General features: G+C 42.9%; 15 protein-coding genes, 1 tRNA gene and 1 pseudogene. 16 read left to right on the top strand and 1 reads right to left on the bottom strand.

All coding sequences use genetic code 11. The features are described 5' to 3' along the window. The 11 genes and pseudogenes from ACQKC9_RS10990 to ACQKC9_RS10940 form a co-directional block, all read left to right on the top strand. Positions 1–95: pseudogene (locus tag ACQKC9_RS10990) on the top strand (elongation factor Tu); the annotation flags it as partial. A gap of 331 nt (positions 96–426) precedes the next feature. After that, positions 427–502 (top strand) — tRNA-Trp (locus ACQKC9_RS10985). A gap of 51 nt (positions 503–553) precedes the next feature. After that, entirely contained in the window at positions 554–1,039 is a 486-nt protein-coding gene (gene secE / locus ACQKC9_RS10980) for a preprotein translocase subunit SecE (RefSeq protein ID WP_057761731.1), read from the top strand. 71 nt (positions 1,040–1,110) lie between these two features. Then, positions 1,111–1,641, top strand: a complete 531-nt coding sequence (gene nusG, locus ACQKC9_RS10975) for a transcription termination/antitermination protein NusG (RefSeq protein ID WP_057761729.1) — start codon at positions 1,111–1,113, stop codon at positions 1,639–1,641. Between the two features lie 90 nt (positions 1,642–1,731). Continuing rightward, on the top strand, positions 1,732–2,163 hold the full coding sequence (rplK, locus tag ACQKC9_RS10970) for a 50S ribosomal protein L11 (protein WP_057761727.1): 432 nt from the start codon (positions 1,732–1,734) through the stop codon (positions 2,161–2,163). Beyond that, positions 2,163–2,864 carry a 50S ribosomal protein L1 gene (gene rplA / locus ACQKC9_RS10965; protein WP_057761725.1) on the top strand — a complete coding sequence of 234 codons (702 nt, stop codon included), beginning with the start codon at positions 2,163–2,165 and terminating at the stop codon, positions 2,862–2,864. The genes rplK and rplA overlap by 1 nt, the downstream gene beginning before the upstream one ends. A gap of 457 nt (positions 2,865–3,321) precedes the next feature. Then, complete coding sequence (gene rplJ / locus ACQKC9_RS10960; RefSeq protein WP_057761724.1) at positions 3,322–3,849, top strand: 50S ribosomal protein L10; 528 nt, start codon at positions 3,322–3,324, stop codon at positions 3,847–3,849. Between the two features lie 120 nt (positions 3,850–3,969). Next, entirely contained in the window at positions 3,970–4,341 is a 372-nt protein-coding gene (rplL, locus tag ACQKC9_RS10955) for a 50S ribosomal protein L7/L12 (protein ID WP_057761722.1), read from the top strand. A gap of 764 nt (positions 4,342–5,105) precedes the next feature. Next, positions 5,106–9,224: a DNA-directed RNA polymerase subunit beta gene (rpoB, locus tag ACQKC9_RS10950; RefSeq protein ID WP_201572590.1), complete on the top strand. Its 4,119-nt coding sequence runs from the start codon at positions 5,106–5,108 to the stop codon at positions 9,222–9,224. 151 nt (positions 9,225–9,375) lie between these two features. Beyond that, positions 9,376–13,593, top strand: a complete 4,218-nt coding sequence (gene rpoC, locus ACQKC9_RS10945) for a DNA-directed RNA polymerase subunit beta' (protein ID WP_102090387.1) — start codon at positions 9,376–9,378, stop codon at positions 13,591–13,593. 166 nt (positions 13,594–13,759) lie between these two features. Beyond that, positions 13,760–14,284: a DUF6586 family protein gene (locus ACQKC9_RS10940; protein ID WP_290178582.1), complete on the top strand. Its 525-nt coding sequence runs from the start codon at positions 13,760–13,762 to the stop codon at positions 14,282–14,284. A gap of 160 nt (positions 14,285–14,444) precedes the next feature. On the opposite strand, the gene ACQKC9_RS10935 is transcribed toward ACQKC9_RS10940, so the two are convergent. Then, positions 14,445–17,081: a penicillin-binding protein 1A gene (locus ACQKC9_RS10935; RefSeq protein ID WP_427621806.1), complete on the bottom strand. Its 2,637-nt coding sequence runs from the start codon at positions 17,079–17,081 to the stop codon at positions 14,445–14,447. A 193-nt stretch (positions 17,082–17,274) separates the two neighbouring features. On the opposite strand from ACQKC9_RS10935, the gene ACQKC9_RS10930 reads away from it, so the two are divergent. The 5 genes from ACQKC9_RS10930 to pilQ are packed head-to-tail and all read left to right on the top strand — an operon-like array spanning position 17,275 to position 22,608. After that, a complete protein-coding gene (locus ACQKC9_RS10930) occupies positions 17,275–18,330 on the top strand; it encodes a pilus assembly protein PilM (protein WP_427621804.1) in 1,056 nt (351 codons plus the stop codon). Further along, positions 18,330–18,980: a PilN domain-containing protein gene (locus ACQKC9_RS10925; protein ID WP_427621803.1), complete on the top strand. Its 651-nt coding sequence runs from the start codon at positions 18,330–18,332 to the stop codon at positions 18,978–18,980. Before ACQKC9_RS10930 ends, ACQKC9_RS10925 begins: the two co-directional genes overlap by 1 nt. Further along, positions 18,977–19,696 carry a type 4a pilus biogenesis protein PilO gene (locus ACQKC9_RS10920; protein ID WP_179799317.1) on the top strand — a complete coding sequence of 240 codons (720 nt, stop codon included), beginning with the start codon at positions 18,977–18,979 and terminating at the stop codon, positions 19,694–19,696. Before ACQKC9_RS10925 ends, ACQKC9_RS10920 begins: the two co-directional genes overlap by 4 nt. Further along, positions 19,696–20,229, top strand: a complete 534-nt coding sequence (locus ACQKC9_RS10915; RefSeq protein ID WP_160023655.1) for a pilus assembly protein PilP — start codon at positions 19,696–19,698, stop codon at positions 20,227–20,229. Before ACQKC9_RS10920 ends, ACQKC9_RS10915 begins: the two co-directional genes overlap by 1 nt. A gap of 27 nt (positions 20,230–20,256) precedes the next feature. Further along, a complete protein-coding gene (gene pilQ, locus ACQKC9_RS10910; RefSeq protein ID WP_427621802.1) occupies positions 20,257–22,608 on the top strand; it encodes a type IV pilus secretin PilQ in 2,352 nt (783 codons plus the stop codon). Positions 22,609–22,668 lie beyond the last annotated feature (60 nt).

The raw sequence follows: 22,668 nt of genomic DNA, 5'->3' as shown, positions 1-22,668 counted from the left end.
TCCACCCAATCGCTATGGACAAAGGTCTTCGCTTCGCTATTCGTGAAGGCGGCCGTACTGTAGGCGCTGGTGTTGTTGCTAACGTATTGAACTAAGACTTAAGTCTCAGTAATGAGCTTATGAATTAGTCATAAAAAAGGCCATCCTATCTAGGGTGGCCTTTTTTTATTGGAGAAAGTTGAAGCATGATCGAAAATAGAATTATGCCTAGCATGTATTAATGAATTAGCTATATGTGTGACAGAGACAATTATTTGTTAGATAGCATATTGTAATCTATGGCATAGCTTGTTATATTATCGCTGCACTTAACGCTAGCAGTTATTTTAAACTACGGCCGTGCAAAATCAGGTAAAATTAATAATTTTATCGTCAAGGGCTTGCATTCTATGCTAAATATTGTATAATGCTGTCCTTTACACCCATAGGCGATTGGCTCAATTGGTAGAGCATCGGTCTCCAAAACCGAGGGTTGTAGGTTCGAGTCCTACATCGCCTGCCATCTTCTTATCACATCTTTGTTGTACCCCACCATCTCCGAAGCGAGTTCTTTATGAGCAATGATCAAGATAACCTCGAGACTAAGTTATCTGATGCCAAGGCGGTTGCTGGTGGAATGCTGTCTAAAAATAAGCATGTTTCAGCTAGCGGTACTACTGCTGTTGAAGTGGCTAAGACTGGCTCAATAAAAGATTTGATTTTGTGGCTACTTGCCGCAGCTGTATTAATCGGTGCGACTCTAGTAAATCAATACTTACCAGGCTATTGGCAACCTGCCAATGACGTCTGGGTACGTATTGGTATTATTGTCGCACTTGTTGTATTTGCATTAGTCTGTTTGGCGTTAACGCATCAAGGCCGTGCTTTTAAAATATTGTTAAAAGACGCTGCCGTTGAGCTTCGCCGAGTGACGTGGCCAGGTAAAGATGAAACTTTTCAATACACATGGCAAGTGATTGTCGTGATTGCGATTGCCGGTTTCTTTATTTGGTTATTGGATAACTTTTTTAATTGGTTCGTTGGTATCTTTATCGGTTAATAGCACGTATTAGTGACTATTAGCGAGATATTTACTTTTAACGACTTATTTATAATGATCAGGAGCGTGATATGCGTTGGTATATTGTCCAAGCGTTTTCAGGATATGAAAAACAAGTACAACGTTCATTAACTGATCGTATTAACCGTAGTGACTTTGCTGAGTCATTCGGTGATGTATTGGTTCCTACTGAAGAAGTCGTCGAAATGAAAGACGGCAAAAAACGTAAGAGTGAACGCAAGTTCTTTCCTGGATATGTACTGATCCAAATGGAAATGAACGACAATACTTGGCACATCGTAAAAGACTGTCCTCGTATTATGGGCTTCATCGGCGGTACGCCTGAGATGCCTGCACCGATTACACAAGTAGAAGCTGATCGCATTTTAAACCGTTTGAACCAGACTGAAACTGACCCACGTCCTAAGACTCTATTTGAGCCAGGCGAAGAGTTGTTGGTTATCGACGGTCCATTTACTGACTTTAAAGGGTTGGTAGAAAAAGTGGATTATGAGAAGTCTAAACTACATCTAACGGTAAACGTATTTAATCGACCTACACAGGTTGAGCTTGAATTTAGTAAAGTTGAAAAACTAGACTAAATTAGCAAAAAATTCATCAACCGGGGAGCTGTTAGTCAATTAGGTATATACCACGTTGATTTGGCGCTATTACCCATTTAGGAGAGTATCATGGCTAAGAAGATTGATGGTTACATCAAACTGCAAGTGCCTGCAGGCAAAGCAAATCCTTCACCACCTATTGGTCCAGCTTTGGGTCAAAAAGGCGTGAACATCATGGCGTTCTGTAAAGAATTTAACGCTGCGACCTCAGGCCAAGAGCCAGGTCTACCGATCCCAACTGAGATCACAGTATACAGCGACAAATCTTTTACCTTCATCATGAAGTCACCACCAGCTGCATACTTACTACGTAAGGCTGCTGGTATTGCTAAAGGTTCAGGTACACCGAACACTGCTAAAGTTGGTAAAGTTGACCGTGCACAACTAGAAGACATCGTTAAGACTAAGAATGCAGATTTAACTGCTGCTGATCTTGACGCTGCTGTCCGTACCATCGCTGGTACTGCACGTTCAATGGGTATTACCGTGGAGGGTGTATAATGTCTAAGCTAACCAAACGTCAAAAAGAAATTCAAAGCCGTATTGATAACGAAAAACAGTACACTATTGAAGAAGCGGTTCAAATCCTAAACGATTTGCCAGCGCTAAAATTCAAAGAGTCTATCGATATCGCAGTAAACTTGGGCGTTGACCCACGTAAATCTGATCAAGTAGTTCGTGGTGCAACTAACCTACCTGCTGGTACTGGTAAAACCAAACGCGTTGCTGTATTTGCTCAAGGCGCTGCTGCTGAAGCCGCTAAAGAAGCTGGTGCAGACATCGTTGGTTTTGAAGACCTAGCAGAGCAAATCAAAGCCGGTAACATGGACTTTGATGTTGTTATCGCAGCTCCAGATGCAATGCGTGTTGTTGGTCAGTTAGGTACTATCCTAGGCCCACGTGGTCTAATGCCTAACCCTAAAGTTGGTACGGTAACGCCAAACGTTGCTGAAGCTGTGACTAATGCGAAAGCTGGTCAGGCTCAGTACCGTGTTGATAAAGCTGGTATCATCCATGCAACTATCGGCCAAGTTGGTTTCACTGCTGATCAAATCGAGCAAAACGCGCAAGCGATTCTTTCTGATCTAAAGCGTGCTAAGCCTGCTACTTCTAAAGGTACTTTCATTAAGAAAATTACCTTGTCTAGCACGATGGGTCCAGGTCTAACGATCGACGCCGTTCCTTATCGTACTGCTAAATAATTAAAGTTTTTATCTTCAAATATTTTGAATGATAAACACAAACAGTTTTTAAAGAATTAGGTCAGCGTAGTATTTGCTACGCTGTCTAAGACCGTAGGTAGAGAGTAGTTTAGAGTCATAGTTAGCGATCTTCGGATAGTTGCTTATGATAATAAGTCACTTTTGTTAATCGACGACAGATGAAAATCTTAGTTGTCCTACGCAGACGGTGGCCCACACAGTTTAAGACACGAGCGAATAGGGCGATAAGATTATTTATAATCTTCAAACTATTACTCAACGTCATTCTGATAACGGTGCCGTAATCAGTCGTTACCAGTAGATGCTTTTTTTATTAATTGAATCCGCTGGTAATGTGTCGTATCAAGTCAGTCTTAGCTTACAGTTTGAGCGCATAAAAACCTTGTTTTTGGCACTTTTATTATAAGTCGATTGATAAGATTAAAGGAGTCAACTTATGGCATTAACGCTAGAACAAAAACAACAAGTTGTGGCTGAAGTGTCTGAAGTTGCTGCTAATGCTTACTCAGCAGTAGCTGCCGAATATCACGGTATTGGTGTTGCACAGCTTACTAAGCTGCGCGAACAAGCTCGTGATAAAGGTGTCGTTTTAAAAGTGGTAAAAAATACACTAGCAAAACGTGCTTTTGAAGGCACTAAGTTTGAGAGCATGTCAGACCGTATGACTGGTCCACTACTTTTGGCTTTCTCTATGGAAGATTTGGGATCTGCTGCTCGAGTCGTTTTCGACTTCAGCAAAGATAACAAAGCTTTAGAGACCAAATTAGTATCAGTCGGTGGTGAAGTTTATGGTCCAGAAGAGCTAGAGCGCGTATCGAAGCTACCAACTCGCGACGAAGCAATCTCTATCTTGATGGCTACTATGAATGCACCAGTGACCAAGCTTGTCCAGACTATGAACGCTGTTCCTGGCAAGTTCGTTCGCACTGTAGCGGCAATCAAAGACGCAAAAGAAGCTGCTTAATTGCTTGTTTTAACGTAACTTTAACATCGCTAATTTTGGTTGCACTTTATTGTCACATTAGGCAAGCAATCAAGGCGATATTAGAATCAATTAATTTTTATCAGATAACGGAGAGTTCTCATGGCACTATCTAAAGATGACGTGTTAAATGCAATCGCTGAAATGTCAGTAATGGATATCGTTGAGTTAATCAGCGACATGGAAGAAAAATTCGGCGTAACAGCTGCTGTTGCTGCTGCACCTGCTGCTGCTGGTCCTGCTGCTGCTGCTGCTGAAGAAAAAGACGAGTTTGACGTAGTTCTTGCTAGCTTTGGCGAGAAGAAAGTTGGCGTAATTAAAGCCGTACGTGAAGCTACTGGTCTTGGCCTAAAAGAAGCGAAAGATTTGGTTGAAAGCGCTCCAGCTCCAATCAAAGAAGGCGCATCTAAAGCTGAAGCTGAAGAGTTGAAAAAGAAACTTGAAGAAGCTGGTGCAACTGTTGAACTAAAATAAGTTTAACACTGTACGAAAAAAAGCTGGTAATGCCTTGCATTGCCAGCTTTTTTTTACTATAATTCGTAGCTTGACCTTTTGTGTCTGCCAACATACGTATGCAACATCACGGTGGATACCCATCAAAAGGACAGACGATATACATGCAAGCACACATGCCAGTTTTTGAAATCAGTTAATATGAGCTAAACGTCTGTAGATGTTTGGCATTTTTTTGTGTCTGCATGCTTTCCTATCAACACTATAGTTTATACTGATTCTAAAAGTTATAGTTACCCCTATTATTAATCCTGAAAAAAGCGGTATTCTTAAAAAAGCTGTTGATCATAAGTTGCCTACTTGGTGTGGCATGACTGTCGATATTCAGTCTCATAGACAGTTTGTATGTGTAGGGAACATGGTTCGGTAATAAGTAGTCTAGATGGCAAGTGGTATGGATGCAATCTTAGTAGACATTATTTCCCAGCAATGTATTTGTAAAGTAAGCCTGATAGGCAATGCGTTATAGATTATATAATATTGAATTTTTTGGTTGCAACAGTCATATAGACTGATTCACTTACCATGAATCTAGCAAGCAACGACGAGATTAAGTGAAGTGTGCTAGGTAAGCACTGAAGAGTAAAGTAGTAATTGACAGAAAAGACATGAACTGAACACGAAGACCCGTTTTATATTATCGTTTACGTCGTCACGTTTGCATCGTATTTATGCATGCTGGCCACGCTTTTAATTTGTTTCCACGTTTACTGTAAGGACTCTCGATGGCATATTCTTATACTGAAAAAAAGCGTATTCGCAAAAGTTTTGCTGAATTGCCCACTGTAATGGACATTCCCTATTTACTGTCTATTCAAGTAGATTCTTACGAGCAATTTTTGCAAGAGCACAAAAAGCCAAAAGCTCGTGAGAATACTGGTTTGCAAGCTGCGTATTCCTCTATTTTCCCAATTGAGAGTCACTCTGGTAACGCAGAGCTACAATTTGTTGAGTACTATTTAGGCACGCCTGAATTTGATGAGCGTGAGTGTATCTTACGTGGTTCAACGTTTGCTGCGCCGATGCGTGTCAAAATTCGTTTGATCATCAAAGACAAAGACAGCAAAGACAAAGATAGCAAAGCTGCTATCAAAGATATCCGTGAGCAAAGCGTTTACATGGGCGAGATGCCTTTGATGACTGCTAACGGTACTTTTATTATCAATGGTACTGAGCGTGTTATCGTATCTCAGCTACATCGTTCACCTGGTGTGTTCTTTGACCATGATAAAGGTAAGTCGCATTCAAGTGGTAAAGTGCTTTATAACGCACGTATTATCCCTTACCGTGGTTCATGGTTAGACTTTGAATTTGATGCAAAAGATTTAGTATTTGCTCGTATTGACCGTCGCCGTAAGCTACTTGCATCAATTATTCTACGCGCACTTGGTCTAACAACTTCTGAAATCCTAGATTTATTCTTTGATAAAGTCGCTGTTTATAAAGCTGAAGAGACGTTTGAAATTGATCTAGTTGCTGATCGTCTACGTGGCGAGATGGCTCAGTTCGATATCGTATCACCTGAAGGTGACGTTATTGTAGAGCAGGGCAAACGCATTAACGCACGCCGTATCCGTCAGCTTGAAGAAGCAGGTATGACGAAGATTGCTGTGCCTGATGAATATCTATACGAGCGTATCTTGGCAGAAGATATCGTCGTTAATGATGAAATCATCGCTAAAGCAAACACGCCAATCGACCACGAGTTATTGGTTAAATTGAACTCATTTGAAGCCAGTGGTGCCATCAAAGAGTTCAGCATTCTATTCACCAACGATATCGACCAAGGTAGTTATATTGCCGATACGCTACGTGCTGATAGTACATCAAGCCGTGAAGAAGCATTGATCGAAATCTACAAAGTAATGCGTCCAGGTGAGCCACCAACGGTCGAAACTGCTGAAAAACTGTTTGAGAGCATGTTCTTTAACGCAGATCGTTATGACTTATCAAACGTCGGTCGTATGAAATTCAACCGTCGTCTTGGTTTAGAGTTTGACAACACTGATGATCCTGATATCCAGCGCGAACGCAGCGTATTGACTAATGATGATATCGTTAACGTTCTAAAAGAACTTATCGAGATTCGTAACGGTCGCGGCGATGTTGATGATATTGACCATCTTGGTAACCGCCGTATTCGTTCAGTAGGCGAAATGGCAGAGAACCAATTCCGTGTTGGTCTAGTACGTGTTGAGCGTGCCGTAAAAGAGCGTTTAAGCTCAGCAGAATCAGACAATTTGTCACCACAAGATTTGATTAACTCTAAGCCAGTAGCGGCTGCGGTTAAAGAATTCTTTGGTTCAAGCCAGTTGTCACAGTTTATGGATCAGAACAACCCGTTGTCTGAAGTTACCCATAAGCGCCGTGTATCAGCGTTAGGACCTGGTGGTCTAACTCGTGAACGTGCAGGCTTCGAAGTACGTGACGTACATGATACGCATTATGGCCGTGTATGTCCTATTGAGACTCCTGAAGGTCCAAACATTGGTCTGATCAACTCACTAGCAACATTTGCTAAAACCAACAGCTTTGGCTTCTTAGAAACGCCTTATCGCCGTGTGGTTGATGGTAAAGTTACTGACGTTATTGAGTATCTATCTGCAATCGAAGAAGTAGGCACTGTTATTGCACAGGCTGATTCTCCAATGACTGAAGATGGCGCGTTATCTGACGAGATGGTCAGTGTACGTAGCTATGGTGAATTCGTTCGTATGCCGCCAGAAAAAGTGACGCATATGGATGTATCACCAAGCCAGGTAGTATCGGTTGCAGCAGGTCTGATTCCGTTCCTAGAGCATGATGATGCTAACCGTGCCTTAATGGGCTCGAACATGCAGCGTCAGGCTGTTCCTACGCTACGTGCTGATAAGCCGTTAGTAGGTACTGGTATGGAGCGTCACGTTGCTCGTGACTCTGGCGTTTGTGTTATCGCTAAGCGTGGCGGTGTGATTGAAGATGTTGATGCATCACGTATCGTTGTTCGTGTAAACGAAGACGAGATGACTGCTGGTGAAGCGGGTATCGATATCTATAACTTGATCAAATACACACGCTCTAACCAAAACACTTGTATCAACCAACGTATCATCGTTAACCAAGGTGACGAGATTGCTTTGGGTGATATCTTGGCTGATGGTCCTTCAACGGATCTTGGTGAGCTAGCATTAGGTCAGAACATCCGCATCGCATTTATGCCGTGGAATGGTTATAACTTCGAAGATTCAATCTTGCTGTCTGAAAAAGTAGTTAAAGAAGATCGTTTCACTACTATTCATATCCAAGAATTGACTTGTGTGGCTCGTGATACCAAGCTAGGTACAGAAGAGATCACGGCTGATATTCCAAACGTTGGTGAAGCAGCATTATCAAGTCTTGATGAAGCAGGTATCGTTTATATCGGTGCTGAAGTTGACGCTGGCGATATTCTAGTTGGTAAAGTGACGCCAAAAGGTGAAACGCAACTAACGCCAGAAGAGAAACTACTACGGGCTATCTTTGGCGAAAAAGCGGCTGACGTGAAAGACACTTCACTACGCGTACCGACTTCAAGTAAAGGTACGGTTATTGATGTACAGGTCTTCACCCGTGATGGCGTTGAAAAAGACGCACGCGCAAGAGCGATTGAAAAATCGCAGCTTGATAGCTATCGCAAAGATTTGAAAGAAGAGCTACGTATCTTTGAAGAAGCAGCACGTGGCCGTATTGGTAATCTATTAGATGGCCAAAAAGTCAGCGGCGGTGCTGGTCTAAAAGCTGGTACGGTTATGGCATTGGCTGACATGAAAGATATGAGCCTTGAGACCTTGCTTGATATCCAACCAGTAGAAGAAGAAATCTCTGAGCGTCTAACGCAAATCGCTGATTACTTGGTTGATAAGCAAAAAGACATCGATGTGAAGTTTGCTGAGAAAAAACGCAAATTGACTGCTGGGGATGACTTGCAACATGGCGTACAAAAAATCGTTAAAGTATATCTAGCGGTTAAGCGTCGTATTCAGCCTGGTGATAAGATGGCTGGTCGTCATGGTAACAAAGGTGTTGTATCGCGCATCATGCCAGTTGAAGACATGCCTTATGATGAAAATGGTAATACCGTTGACATCGTATTGAACCCACTTGGTGTACCATCTCGTATGAACATCGGTCAGGTTCTAGAGACGCATTTGGGTATGGCAGCGAAAGGGTTGGGCGAGAAGATTGACGGTATGCTCAAATCTCAAGCAGCGATCAAAGAGCTACGTGACTTCTTGGACAAAATCTATAACCAAGTAGGCGGTGAGCAAGTTGATCTTGATAGCTTGAGTGATGATGACATCATGGCGCTAGCAGACAACTTACGTGGCGGTGTACCGATGGGCACAGCAGTATTTGACGGCGCAAGAGAAAGCCAAGTTAAAGACTTGCTCGAGCTTGCTGGTATGGATCGCGATGGTCAGCAGACGTTATATGATGGTCGTACAGGTCAGAAGTTTGATCGTAAAGTAACTGTTGGCTACATGTACATGCTCAAGCTTAACCATTTGGTTGATGACAAAATGCATGCGCGTTCAACAGGTTCTTATTCTCTAGTGACTCAGCAGCCATTGGGCGGTAAAGCTCAGTTTGGTGGTCAGCGCTTCGGTGAGATGGAAGTGTGGGCACTAGAAGCATACGGCGCGACTTACACGTTGCAAGAAATGCTAACTGTGAAGTCGGATGACGTTGAAGGCCGTACTCGTATGTACAAAAACATCGTTGATGGTGAGCAGTATATGGATCCAGGCATGCCTGAGTCGTTTAACGTACTGACCAAAGAAATCAAATCACTGGGTATTAATATTGAGTTAAAACAAAGCAACTAGCCCGTTGTTTAACTTAGTTGTCCACTAAAGGCAGTCTGCTTTATTGCTGCTGCTTTTAGTGATTTGTCTCAACCCTATTCATTGCCTTCATTCATCTTATCTGCGTCAATGGTACGCTGTCAGATGATTATAAAGATAACGGAGAAGCAACTTGAAAGATTTACTCGATATCATGCAAAGCCCTACCGGCAACGGTAACCAAGAGTTTGATAGCATTCAAATTACTTTAGCCTCACCTGACGTCATTAAGTCATGGTCGCACGGCGAAGTAAAAAAGCCTGAAACCATCAACTATCGCACGTTCAAGCCTGAGCGTGATGGTCTTTTTTGTGCCAAAATCTTTGGCCCAGTAAAAGACTTCGAATGTTTATGTGGTAAATATAAGCGCCGTAAGTTCCAAGGCGTTATCTGTGAAAAATGTGGTGTCGAAGTTACCACTGCTAAAGTCCGTCGTGATCGCATGGGTCATATCGACCTAGCCAGTCCTGTGGCGCATATTTGGTTCCTAAAATCATTACCAAGCCGCATCGGTCTATTGCTAGACATGACGCTACGTGATATCGAGCGCGTTCTATATTTTGAAAGCTACATCGTTACTGAGCCTGGTCTAACTAGCTTAGAAAAGTATCAGTTGCTTGATGATGAAGATTATTACAAAGCGCTTGAAGAGTTCGGTGATGAATTCACAGCTAAAATGGGTGCTGAAGCCGTTCAAGACCTATTAAAAGATATCGATATCGATCTTGAAATTGATGAGCTTCGTGAAGCGATTCCACAAACTGGTTCTGAGACTAAGCTTAAGAAAATGTCTAAGCGTCTCAAATTATTAGAAGCATTCCGTGATTCTAATAACAAGCCTGAGTGGATGGTAATGAACATCTTGCCAGTACTACCACCAGATTTGCGTCCTCTAGTACCGCTAGAAGGCGGCCGTTTTGCGACGTCAGATCTAAACGATCTATATCGCCGCGTGATCAACCGTAACAACCGTCTTAAGCGTCTGCTTGAGCTAAGCGCACCTGACATCATCGTACGTAACGAAAAACGTATGTTGCAAGAGTCAGTAGATGCGTTGCTGGATAACGGTCGTCGCGGTCGTGCCATCACTGGTAGTAACAAGCGTCCATTGAAATCTTTGGCAGATATGATCAAAGGTAAGCAAGGTCGTTTCCGTCAGAACTTACTTGGTAAGCGTGTCGATTACTCTGGTCGTTCGGTTATCGTTGTAGGTCCAACGCTACGTCTACATCAGTGTGGTCTACCTAAGAAAATGGCATTAGAATTATTCAAGCCATTTACTTATAACAAACTATTATCTCATGGTTTAGCGACTACGATTAAAGCTGCCAAAAAGATGGTAGAGCGTGAAGAGCCACAAGTATGGGATATGCTGGCCATGGTTATCCGTGAGCATCCAGTACTTCTTAACCGTGCGCCAACACTTCACCGTTTGGGTCTACAGGCATTTGAGCCAGTATTGATCGAAGGTAAAGCCATCCAGTTGCATCCGCTTGTTTGTACTGCATTCAACGCCGATTTCGATGGTGACCAAATGGCCGTTCACGTGCCATTGACGCTAGAAGCGCAGCTTGAATCACGTGCCTTGATGATGTCTACCAACAACATCTTGTCACCTGCGAACGGTGATCCGATCATCGTACCATCTCAGGATGTTGTACTAGGTCTATATTACATCAGTCGCTCGTCGATCAATGCCAAAGGCGAGAGCATGATTTTTGCTACCGTTAACGAAGCATTGCGTGCAATTGGTTCAAACGATCTACATGTAAACGCTAAAATCAAAGTACGTGTTACTGAGACGCAAATTGACGAAGAAGGTAACGAGACCAAAGAAATTAGTATCAAAGATACGGTTGCTGGTCGTCTACTTATCTGGAACATCATGCCTAAAGGTATGACGTTTGATGAGTGTAACCAAGAGATGACGAAGAAAAACATCTCTCGTTTGATCAACTCTTGCTACCGTAAAGTTGGCGTAAAAGAAAGTGTTATGTTTGCTGACCAATTGATGTATCTTGGTTTTGCTCAAGCAACACTATCTGGCGTGTCTATCGGTATTGATGACATGGTTATTCCACCACTTAAGAAGCAAATCATCGAAGTGGCAGAAGGCGAAGTTCGCGAAATCGAAGATCAATTCGAGCAAGGCTTTGTAACTGCTGGTGAGCGCTATAACAAAGTAGTTGATATCTGGTCACGTACCAATGATAAAGTCGCTAAAGCGATGATGGACAACTTGGCAACAGATAAAGTTATCAACGCACAAGGTGAAGAAGACGAGCAGAAGTCATTCAACTCTATCTTTATCATGTCAGATTCTGGTGCTCGTGGTAGTGCGGCACAGATTCGTCAGTTGGCAGGTATGCGTGGTTTGATGGCGAAACCAGATGGCTCAATCATTGAGACACCGATTAAAGCTAACTTCCGTGAAGGTTTGACCGTACTACAGTACTTCATCTCAACTCACGGTGCACGTAAAGGTCTAGCGGATACGGCACTGAAAACGGCTAACTCGGGTTACCTAACTCGTCGTCTGGTTGATGTGGCACAAGATTTGGTTATCACTAGCGATGATTGTGGTACTGAAGAAGGCCTACTCATGAAACCACATATCCAAGGTGGTGAAATCATTGAGAAGCTAGGTGAGCTAGTACTGGGTCGTGTCACTGCTCGTGATGTTACTTATAACGATGATGCTGATAAAGTATTGATTCCAGCTGGTACATTGATCGATGAGTACTGGGTTAACGTCCTTGATAACAACGCAATCGATGATATCTGGGTACGTTCAGTAATTACGTGTGATATCGAACATGGCGTATGTTCACAGTGTTATGGTCGTGACCTTGCACGTGGTCATAAAGTGAATATCGGCGAATCAGTTGGTGTTATGGCAGCTCAATCTATCGGTGAGCCAGGTACCCAGTTAACCATGCGTACGTTCCACGTGGGCGGGGCAGCGAGCTCAGCCTCTGTAGACAACAGCATCTCTGTACGTAATGCTGGTCAAGCGCATTTTGAAAACATGAAAACAGTACAGCATACCGATGGTCACTTAGTCATCGTATCGCGCTCAGCTGAAATCGCATTGACCGATGAGCTTGGCCGTGAGCGTGAGCGCTATAAAGTACCGTACGGTTCAAGCGTACTTGTGAAAGACGAAGAGCAGGTTGAAGGCGGTCAAACTATCGCCAAGTGGGATCCGCATACGCATCCAATCATCACAGAATTTGCTGGTACAGCACGCTTCAGTGACATCACTGATGGTATGACTGCAACAGTAAAAGTTGATGATGCGACTGGTATGAGCTCATTTGAGATTCTAGCTACTCGTGACCGTTCAAGCTCAGCAAAAGACTTACGTCCTGCGATTATCTTGAACACTGACGAAGGCAAAGAAGTAGTTTACTTCTTACCAGCTGAAACTATCATCCGCGTAAGCGATGGTGAGAAAGTAGCAGCAGGTTCGATTCTAGGCCGTGTACCACAAGCGTCTTCTGGTACGAAAGATATTACCGGTGGTCTACCACGTGTTGCTGACTTGTTCGAAGCACGTCGTCCAAAAGATCACGCCATCATGGCAGAAATGACTGGTGTGGTAAGCTTTGGTAAAGAGACTAAAGGTAAGAACCGCTTTATTATTACTAATGAAGATGGCGAAGTACATGAAGAGCTAATCCCGAAATGGCGTCAAATCAACGTCTTTGAAAACGAGACGGTAGCACGTGGTGAAGTGATCGCTGATGGTCCACAGAACCCACATGATATCTTGCGTTTGAAAGGTCAGACTGCACTTGCTGATTACATCGTCAACGAAGTACAGGACGTTTATCGCTTGCAGGGTGTAAAAATCAACGACAAGCACATCGAAGTTATCATTCGTCAGATGTTGCGTAAAGTTGAAATCACTGACGGCGGCGACTCAAGTCACTTCAAAGGTGATCAGGTCGAGTATGCAGATATCAAAGCATTGAATGCGAAGCTAGAAGCGGAAGATAAATTCCCAGTACAGTTTGAGCGTCAATTACTAGGTATCACTAAAGCAAGTCTGGCAACTGAAAGCTTTATCTCAGCGGCTTCTTTCCAGGAAACAACCCGCGTATTAACTGCGGCTGCTGTGACTGGTAAAGTAGATGAGCTACGTGGTCTGAAAGAAAACGTGGTTGTGGGTCGCTTGATTCCTGCAGGTACTGGTCTTGCTTATCATAAAGCACGTAAAGAGAAAGCAGATCAGAAGCTACAAGATAAAGATTTGAATGCAGCGTTTGATATGACTGCAAGCACTGATAGCAAAGACTTTGCAAGCTTCGACGAAGCATTTGCTCAAGAGTTAAATCAAGATAATTAATCGTATTAAGTACCTTGATTCATTCTTAATTTGATAAAAAAGCCAGCCTAAGTTGCTGGCTTTTTTGTGTGTATAAAAAACTGAGAAAGGCATGGTGCTATTATCTAAAAAAATAGTACACTGGAAATAGGCTCTAATTCACTACTCATAAAAGGATAATTAGCAAATGGCAGGTAAAACTCGCGTCGCCAAATATCAAGCAGATCGAACCAATCAAAAGTTATATTTCTGTCGTTTATCTTGCCAATCTGCAGGAAGCACCAATGATAAGCAGTTATACCAAGCACACTGTGAGACTGCTATTTTTCATTTGCATGGTGCGCTGCTGGCATTTATTCAGGAGTTGGGTCATTTCTATAGCTTAAATATGACAGCGCCAACTTTGCTCGATATTGAACAAGCATTGAGCGAGCGTACGCAAGTATCTCCTGAGATTCAGCGTTTGCAGCAACTGCAACAGCAAGGTTTTATCGCCAATATAGAACGTGCTTATCAACGTTGTCTTTATGCAGTACCGCCAGATACTATCGTCGATGAGGCGCCAAGTAGCCAATCAGCGTCGCCAGACTTGATTGTCAATGTTGTCACTTTATCTAACCAATGGCTGCCTGATGAGACAACAATACGAGAATGGCGTAATCAGCTTTTAGAGCTGATTGAACAACTACGTGCAGGTATGGTCGAGTTCTAATAGGAAGTAAACCAGAAGATTTATTCTGTGATCTCTATTTATTGAACCATCTGAAAGTATGATTAAGTAGGGTAGATCATAATCTATAACGCATAAAAAAGGCTTATTCAGTCATTACTGAATAAGCCTTTTTCTTATTAACTAAAAATAGTCTTGTTTGTTACTCTGGCATCGGTGGCATACTTTCAACGGGTGTCACCGTTAATGGATTTTCCGGTACGCTATCATCACTACGGTTGCTGCTTGGTTTTGTTGATGGTGGAGGATTAGTATCTTCAGTAGGCTCTGGAGCTGAAGGCTTACGCTGCTGGGTTTGAGTCTTGACTGGCTTGGCTGAGTTATTGGCATCATCGTTAACTAGGACGCCATCATCAGTCATCTCTATGATACTTTGCTGTTGTTTTCTAGATTTTGAGCGATTATTGATAGATACCCATTGGCTTGGAGTGTCTTTGAGCTGGGCTTTCATAAAGTCCATCCATACTGGTAGCGCTGCCACACCACCATATTCACGGCGGCCCATAGTAGATGGTTGATCGAACCCCATCCATACTACTGTCGCATTGGTAGGATGAAATCCTGCAAACCACGCATCTTTGGCCTGATTGGTGGTACCAGTTTTGCCACCGATATCATCACGTCCTAATGCTTTTGCTCTTACCGCTGTACCGCGTTGGACTACATCGCGTAGTATATCTGCCATCTCAAAAGCGACTCTCGGTTGCAGTATACGAGGTGCTTGTTTGGCTCTTACATATTGTACGGCAGGCGCTTTTAGACGGTCTGATTGTGGACCTGCGTTATATACCGTTAAATCAAGCTCTTTATCTGTTGTTTCGCTATCATCATTACCTTCTAATGATGAATTATCGGTAGTTATTTCATTAGTACTATCATCAAGCGCTTCAATTGACTTCTCATACTCTTCAACTAAGCTGCTATTAACCTTTTCAAGTTTTTCGTTAAAGCATAGTGCACACGCTTGACGTGGATTTGCCTGAAACAACAGCTCGTTTTTATAATTGTAAATTTGTTCAATAAAGTAAGGTTGGACACGATGACCACCATTTGCGAAAGTTGAGTAAGCCGTGGCCATTTGTAATGGTGTGGCTTGTCCTGCTCCAAGTGCTAATGATAATGTTGTCGGCAGCTTTTCTTTATCAAGACCAAACTCATCTAATAGGTTGCGCGTACTTGAGATACCAATAGCTTGTAACAAGCGAATAGATACGAGGTTACGGGATAAATATAAACCTCGACGTAAAGTGATATCACCTAAGAAACGTTCATCAGAGTTTTTCGGTTTCCAGTCACCTACTTGGATAGCTCGGTCAGACACGATGGTATCTGGGCGATAACCTTTCTCTAAAGCAGCGGTATAAACAAGCGGTTTGATGGTTGAGCCAGGTTGACGCCAGCCTTGTAGAGCGCGGTTGAACTTACTATGGTTAAAATCAAAGCCACCAACCAATGCATTGACAGCACCAGTCTCTGGATTTAACGAGACCAAACTGCCTTGGATTTTAGGTATTTGACCTAATTGCCAGTTGCCATTTGAAGTAGGTATCACACGAACGATATCATTTTTCTTAACAACCTGACTGGCATTGCTAGGGTAATAACCAATACGGTCAGCAGAAATATATTTTCGTGCCCATTTCATACCAGACCAATTAACGGTTACTTCTTCACCGGATTGTAGGACTGCATCAAAACTACGAGAATTGACTTTAGTCACTTTGGCAGGAGACATATTGCTGTAACGTCGGAAGTTTTCGAGAGGCTCATCATTTGCTTCAGCCCCGCGCCAACCATGGCGATGCTCGTAGGCAATCAATCCTGTTACTACTGCTGCTTCTGCATCTGTTTGCGCTTTACTATCTACTGTGAGACGTACGCGCCACCCACCGTGCATGACTTGATCGCCATAACGTTCGACCAAAGAAGCTCGCGTCATTTCTGCCAAATAAGGCATATTTACATCGAGCTTTTCTTTATATAGGTTGATACCTATAGGAGAGTTGACCGCTTCATCGTACTGAGCTTTGGTAATATAGCCAAGCTCATGCATGCGTCCAACAATCCAGTTACGGCGAGTCAATGCGCGGCTAGGATTTGCAACAGGGTTATACTTAGAAGGGGCTTTTGGTAGACCTGCTAACATCGCCATTTCAGCAATAGTTAGATTGTCTAATGACTTACTATAATATTTTTTGGCCGCAGCGCGGATGCCATAGGCGCCTTCACCCAGATAGATCTTATTGACATATAGTGTCAAAATATCATTTTTGCTCAGTTCGTCTTCGATCTTCCGCGCCAAAAACAACTCTGTTAGTTTGCGGTTTAAAGTACGTTCTGGACTTAAGAAATAGTTTTTAGCGACCTGCATCGTAATGGTAGAGCCACCGGTTTGACCATCGTCATCAGTAACTGCTTCAGTGACAGCGCGACCAAGACCTTTAATACTAATTCCGCTATGCTGAAAGAAAGAAGCATCTTCGGCCGCTAAAAAAGCATGGGTTAAATCTTCAGGAATCTCATCAAAACTAACTGGTAAAGATAAACGATTGCCGTATTGGCCAATTAATTTATCATCACTACTATAAATCTGTAATGGCATTTCTAATTTGGCTGTTTTAATCTCTTGCGTACTAGGTAGGGTTGGTGACAAATACATGGCCATCCCATAAAAACCAATAGGTACAGCAAGTGCTAGAACAACTGCCAATGCTAGGCAAGCGATAAAGAGTCCCACCAAAAAGCGAATGAGACGAGCGGTAGCATTTGTTTTGGCCATAATAAGACTTATTAGTTAGAATTTGTAGCAGACAATATTATTATACATTGAACAAAATAGGCAGGTCATAATAAATGTGTAAGTTGGCCTTAATATATTTTTAAATGCTTGAATCTATCAATTAAGTAAAGTATTGTATTGAATTATTACAAATAACTACCAGATTGTACACTTAATATAAGGTATAGAGCTAGTGAGGCTATTTACTTCCAAAAGTCGACATTTGATTGGCGTGGATATTTGTGCCACCTCAGTAAAGTTGGTTGACATACAGCGTCAGCAAGGCATGTTTCACCTAAAATCTTATGGTATTGAAAGACTACCGGAAGGTATCGTGGTTGATAAGATTCTAGTAGATACAGAAGCTGCCGGTAATATTATAACGGGCTTGGCGCGACGCTGCCAAGTCTCGGGTAGCAATGCTGCGACCGCTGTTTCTGGCTCTGCAGTGATTACTAAAATCATTGATATGGATATGACGCTTAGCGATGTTGAGCGTGAGGCGCAAATACGTTTAGATGCCGACCAGTATGTGCCTTATCCATTAGAAGACGTCAATCTAGACTTTGAAGTATTAGGACCGTCTTTGGTTAGTGAAGATATGGTTCAGGTATTGCTTGCTGCTTCTCGTTCGGAAAACGTTGACCAGCGTGTCGATGCTTTAGCCTTTGGTGGCCTACAAACGAAAGTCATGGATATCGAATCGCATGCAATCGAGCGTGCATTTGGATTGATGGTAGATAGCCTACCAAATGTCCCCGAACTAGTAGCATTAGTAGATATCGGCCATAATCAGACCACATTATATATCGCTAAGAATGGCGAGTTTATTTATAGTCGTGAGCAGTTGTTTGGCGGTGCTCAGCTGACCGAGGCGATACAAAATCGCTATGGTCTATCAGTAGAAGAAGCGACATTGAGTAAACGCGAACGTACCTTACCTGATGATTATTATCCTGAAGTACTGACCCCTTTTATAGAAAATACCATTCAACAGATCACTCGCTCTTTACAGTTTTATTTCTCATCAAGTCAATATAGCAGTATCGATCATGTGGTGCTTGCAGGGGGCAGCAGTTCTATTGCAGGTCTCGCTGGTATGGCACAACAAAAGCTAGGCGTTACTGTCAGTGTTGCTAACCCTTTTACCAATATGACTATTGCACCAAATATCGATAATGAGCAATTGGCGGTCGATGCGCCAAGCTTAATGGCTGCATGCGGTCTTGCGTTAAGGAGCTTTGACTAATGGCTCGTATTAACCTTTTACCTTGGCGACAAGAAGAGCGTGAACGTCGTAACAAAGAGTTTATGACATTGATAGTGGCGGTGACGTTACTGACCCTATTGGCAGCTTTTGCTTCATGGAGTTATTTTAATAATGAACTTGATGAGCAGCTTGATGCCAACGCATTGATCGAACAAGAAAACACTCGCTTAGATACAGCATTGACCGAAATTGACAGTTTAGAGCAGCGCCGTGAAGACATTATTTCACGCATGCAAGTCATTCAAGATTTGCAGGGACGACGTCCTGTGCCTGTACGTTTATGGGATGATTTGGCAAAAGCTATTCCACCAGCACTTTATCTAAATAACCTTAAACGTGAAGGTGATACGTTAACTTTGACAGGCTTAGCGGACAATCCAAACATTGTGTCCAGTCTGATTCGTAACCTTGATAACAGTAAATGGATGGGCAACTCAGCAGTGAGTAACATTCAACAGAATATTAGCGCTTATGAGGCTGCTCCAGCCCTCAATAATACGGTTAATACTGGTGAGCAGGCGCGCCCCGTTTATCCTGAAGACAGTTACGTACAGTTTGTAGTAACGACTAGAGTACAGTCGGAAACTCCGACTACTGATACCGATACTGGTCTAGGAGGTGCGTTATGAAGCTTATCCGCAAAAAGAGCCTCTCTAAAACCAAAAAATCTGCTCTAAAGCCAAAAAAGCAATTCGATTTAAATGAGTTTCGCCGTAGTTTTGAGTCGCTAGATTCAGAAAACTATGGCAGTTGGCCATTACCTGTAAAAGTGACAGTGATTGGTCTTATCATTACCTTCATCGCAGCATTGTCATGGGCATTACCCATCAGTAGTAAAATCGATGAGATTAATGCGGCTGAAAGCCAACAACAAACCTTACTTGATAGCTACCGTGAAAAAGAATCGCGCGCACGTCATTTAAAAGCGTATCAGGCGCAAGTTGTCCAAATGGAAACTGAATTTAATACTTTATTGGATCAGTTGCCGAAAGATACGCGTGTGTCAGAATTGGTAGAAGGCATAAACATGACAGGCGTTGGTAGCAATATTCGTTTCCAAGATATTTCAGTAGAGCCCGAAATTGAAAATGAATTCTTTATTGAGCAGCCAATACGTATTGCAGCTTTGGGTGAATACCATCAGTTTGGTAGCTTTATCAGCGGTCTTGCTGCTCTGCCTCGAATTATTACGATGCATGATTTTGAAGTTAGTAACCCACAGCCTACATTGGATGTTTTGCCAGAGCTTAACTTAGTCTTGCAAACTAAGACCTATCGCTCTAAAGAAGCGGCTCCTGAAGGTGATGCAGCCGCTGCTACTGATGCAAATGCAGGAGGCAACTAATGAGTATTCAAAGAATGCCCATGCTACTGGTTTTAAGTGTCGCTGTTTTATCTATGACAGGGTGTAGTGACCGTATAGGTATGGCAGAGCAAGCAATGACCGATATCCGTAATCAGCCTGCACAGCCTATTGAGCCGCCGCCTAAAGCCGAGCTGGTAGAAGATTTTGTATATAGCGCTAGCTCGCAGCGTAGTCCATTTTTACCACCGAGTTTAGTCAATGTACAAGGCCCGACCACTCCCATAGATGGTGTACGACCAGATATCAACAGAATCAAAGAACCGCTTGAGCAGTATGAACTGTCGCAATTGGTCTTCCGAGGTGTGGTGATTTCGCCCGAAGGTCAGCGATATGCATTGATACAACGTCCCGATGGTTCGGTTGCCAGTGTTAAAGTAGGCGATTATCTTGGATTGAATGACGGCCGTATTGTTGAAATCACGCCGACCCAGGTTAACTTGATTGAAATTGTGCCAGATAGCCGCGCAGGGTTTGTAGAAAAACCCCAGTCGCTGGTATCCCCTATAAGCTAAGTCGGCAGATTTTTTGAGGAATAAATAATGACAGTACGCAATAACAAGGTAATGATGATGAGCAACCGCATGTCTTCTGCTTTTGCCATTTCAGCACTGGCAGTCAGTATGGTGGCTGTGACTAATAGTGCTCATGCTGCACAGCGCATCGATAATGTCTCTGTAGTACAGACAGCACCTGCAGTGACGCAAATGCGTTTGGGGTTTACAGGATTGCCAGTATTGCCTGCAGCCTATCAGCTTGATGATCCTAGTCGCTTAGTCCTAGATTTCGAACAAGTACAGAATGGGCTTGCTAGCCGCTTCAACGAATATAACATCGGTGCGATTAATGACGTTACTACGCTAAGTAGTGACAGTACCACACGCCTCATTGTTGGTTTAAAAGAATCAGGCAATTATACGACGGCGATTGAAGGCAATGATTTATTGCTGACTATCACTGACCCTAACCGTCCCGTCATTACCAGCGACCCGATTCAAGATGTGCTCAATAACAATAATAGTATGACAACGACCGCAGTCGTGACGCCTATTGTTGAGAGCTCTACTGTACCAGTAGCGCCTGTACGTACCACGAGCAAGGTTGTCGTGAAGAACGAAGTACCAGCTGATACGATGGTGGTTAGAGTCAATCCGCTTTTAAATCCTCAATTGGCCGCTTCACAAGTAAGCAAGCAGTATAGCTATGATGGGTTAAGCGCAGTCAATTTTTCAGCAGGCAGTGATGGTGGCGGTAATGTCAGCATGGTACTGGCCAACGAAGCCATTCCAGTAGATGTGCAGCGCCAAGGTAATAAACTTGTCGTACGTTTGACTGGTAGTACGGTTCCGAGAAACTTATTGCGCCGATTGAATATTAATAGTGGTCTTGTTGGAAGTATTGATACTAAAAACCAAGGACAGAATGGCGTCGTTACCATTAACATGAATGACGATTATGAGTATCAAGCCTACCAATCAGGTAACCAGTTGAATATTGGTATTAAAAAGCCTGAGCTGTTACGTGAGCCGACGCTGGAAGAAAGAGTCTATAGTGGCGAACCGCTATCTATGGAATTTCAAGATGTTGAGGTTCGTAGTGTCTTAGACATTTTGGCGCAATTTACTGAGATGAATATCGTGGCAAGTGATTCTGTTGCTGGTAACATCACCTTGCGTTTGATTAATGTTCCTTGGGATCAAGCCCTCGATATCATTCTTAAGAGCAAAAATCTAGGCAAGCGTGAAAACGGTAATGTGATTTTGGTTGCGCCTTCTACTGAGCTCGCTGAGCAAGAAGCACGTGAACTAGAAGCGCAGCAAGCTGTCCAATCTTACGCACCTCTGCGTACTGAGTACATTCGTTTAAGCTATGCAAAAGCACAAGATGTCTTAACGCTTATTTCTCAAGGTAGCGGCGCGACTGGTAATAATAGTGGCCTCGCAAATCGTGAAGATAATAATACGTTGTTATCCAATCGTGGTACGGTAACGGTTGATGAACGTACCAATACGTTGATTATTAAAGACGTTGCTGACAGTATCGAGAACATCCATAAACTGATCAGTAAAATTGATATTCCTGTTCGTCAGGTCATGATTGAAGCACGTATCGTCAGTGCAACTGATAGCTTCAGTAAAGAGATTGGTGTTCGCTGGGGTATCTTGTCAAACGGTGCAGCCAACAACCGTAGTTTACTGGTTGGCGGTAGTGATCAAACCTTATGGGATTTGAAAGATTTTGATGTAGAGACGACGACGGTAAATGGTCAAACCGTTTCTTATCCTTCTTATGATATTACTCGTCCTGATAACCTAAACGTTGATTTAGGCGTTTCTAACCCAGCGGGTAGTATCGCCTTTGGTTTGCTCAGTATGTCTGATGTGATGCTAGATCTTGAGTTGTCAGCACTGCAAGCTGATAACCGTGGTGAAGTTATTTCTACACCAAAGATTTTGACGGCAGATAAGCAGACAGCGAAAGTATCTTCTGGTACTCAGATTCCGTATCAAGAAGCATCAGCCAGTGGTGCGACGACAACCAGCTTTAGAGAGGCTGCATTAAGTCTAGAAGCGACACCAAACATCACGCCTGATGGTAAAATTGGTTTACAATTGGTCATTACCAACGGTACACCGACTATCATTAATAATCAGGTTGCTATCTCTGAGGACTCTATATCAACCAACGTTATTATTGAAGATGGTCAGACAGTGGTATTAGGCGGCGTCTTCAAAAACCGTACCAATAACGGTGTAGATAAAGTGCCTTTCCTAGGAGACTTGCCTTATATTGGTCGTGCATTCCGTCGTGATGTACGTAGTAATAGTAAGGAAGAGCTACTGATTTTCGTAACTCCGAAACTTATTAATGATGGTACGAGTCGTCTAAACTAATCATAAATTGTTTAGCTAGTTACTAAAAAAAGTAAGCCATAGTGCTTACTTTTTTTGTGC

The organism is Psychrobacter sp. NPDC078409 (assembly GCF_050268505.1).
Taxonomy (GTDB): Bacteria; Pseudomonadota; Gammaproteobacteria; order Pseudomonadales; family Moraxellaceae; genus Psychrobacter.
This window is presented reverse-complemented; position numbering and strand designations above follow the sequence as displayed.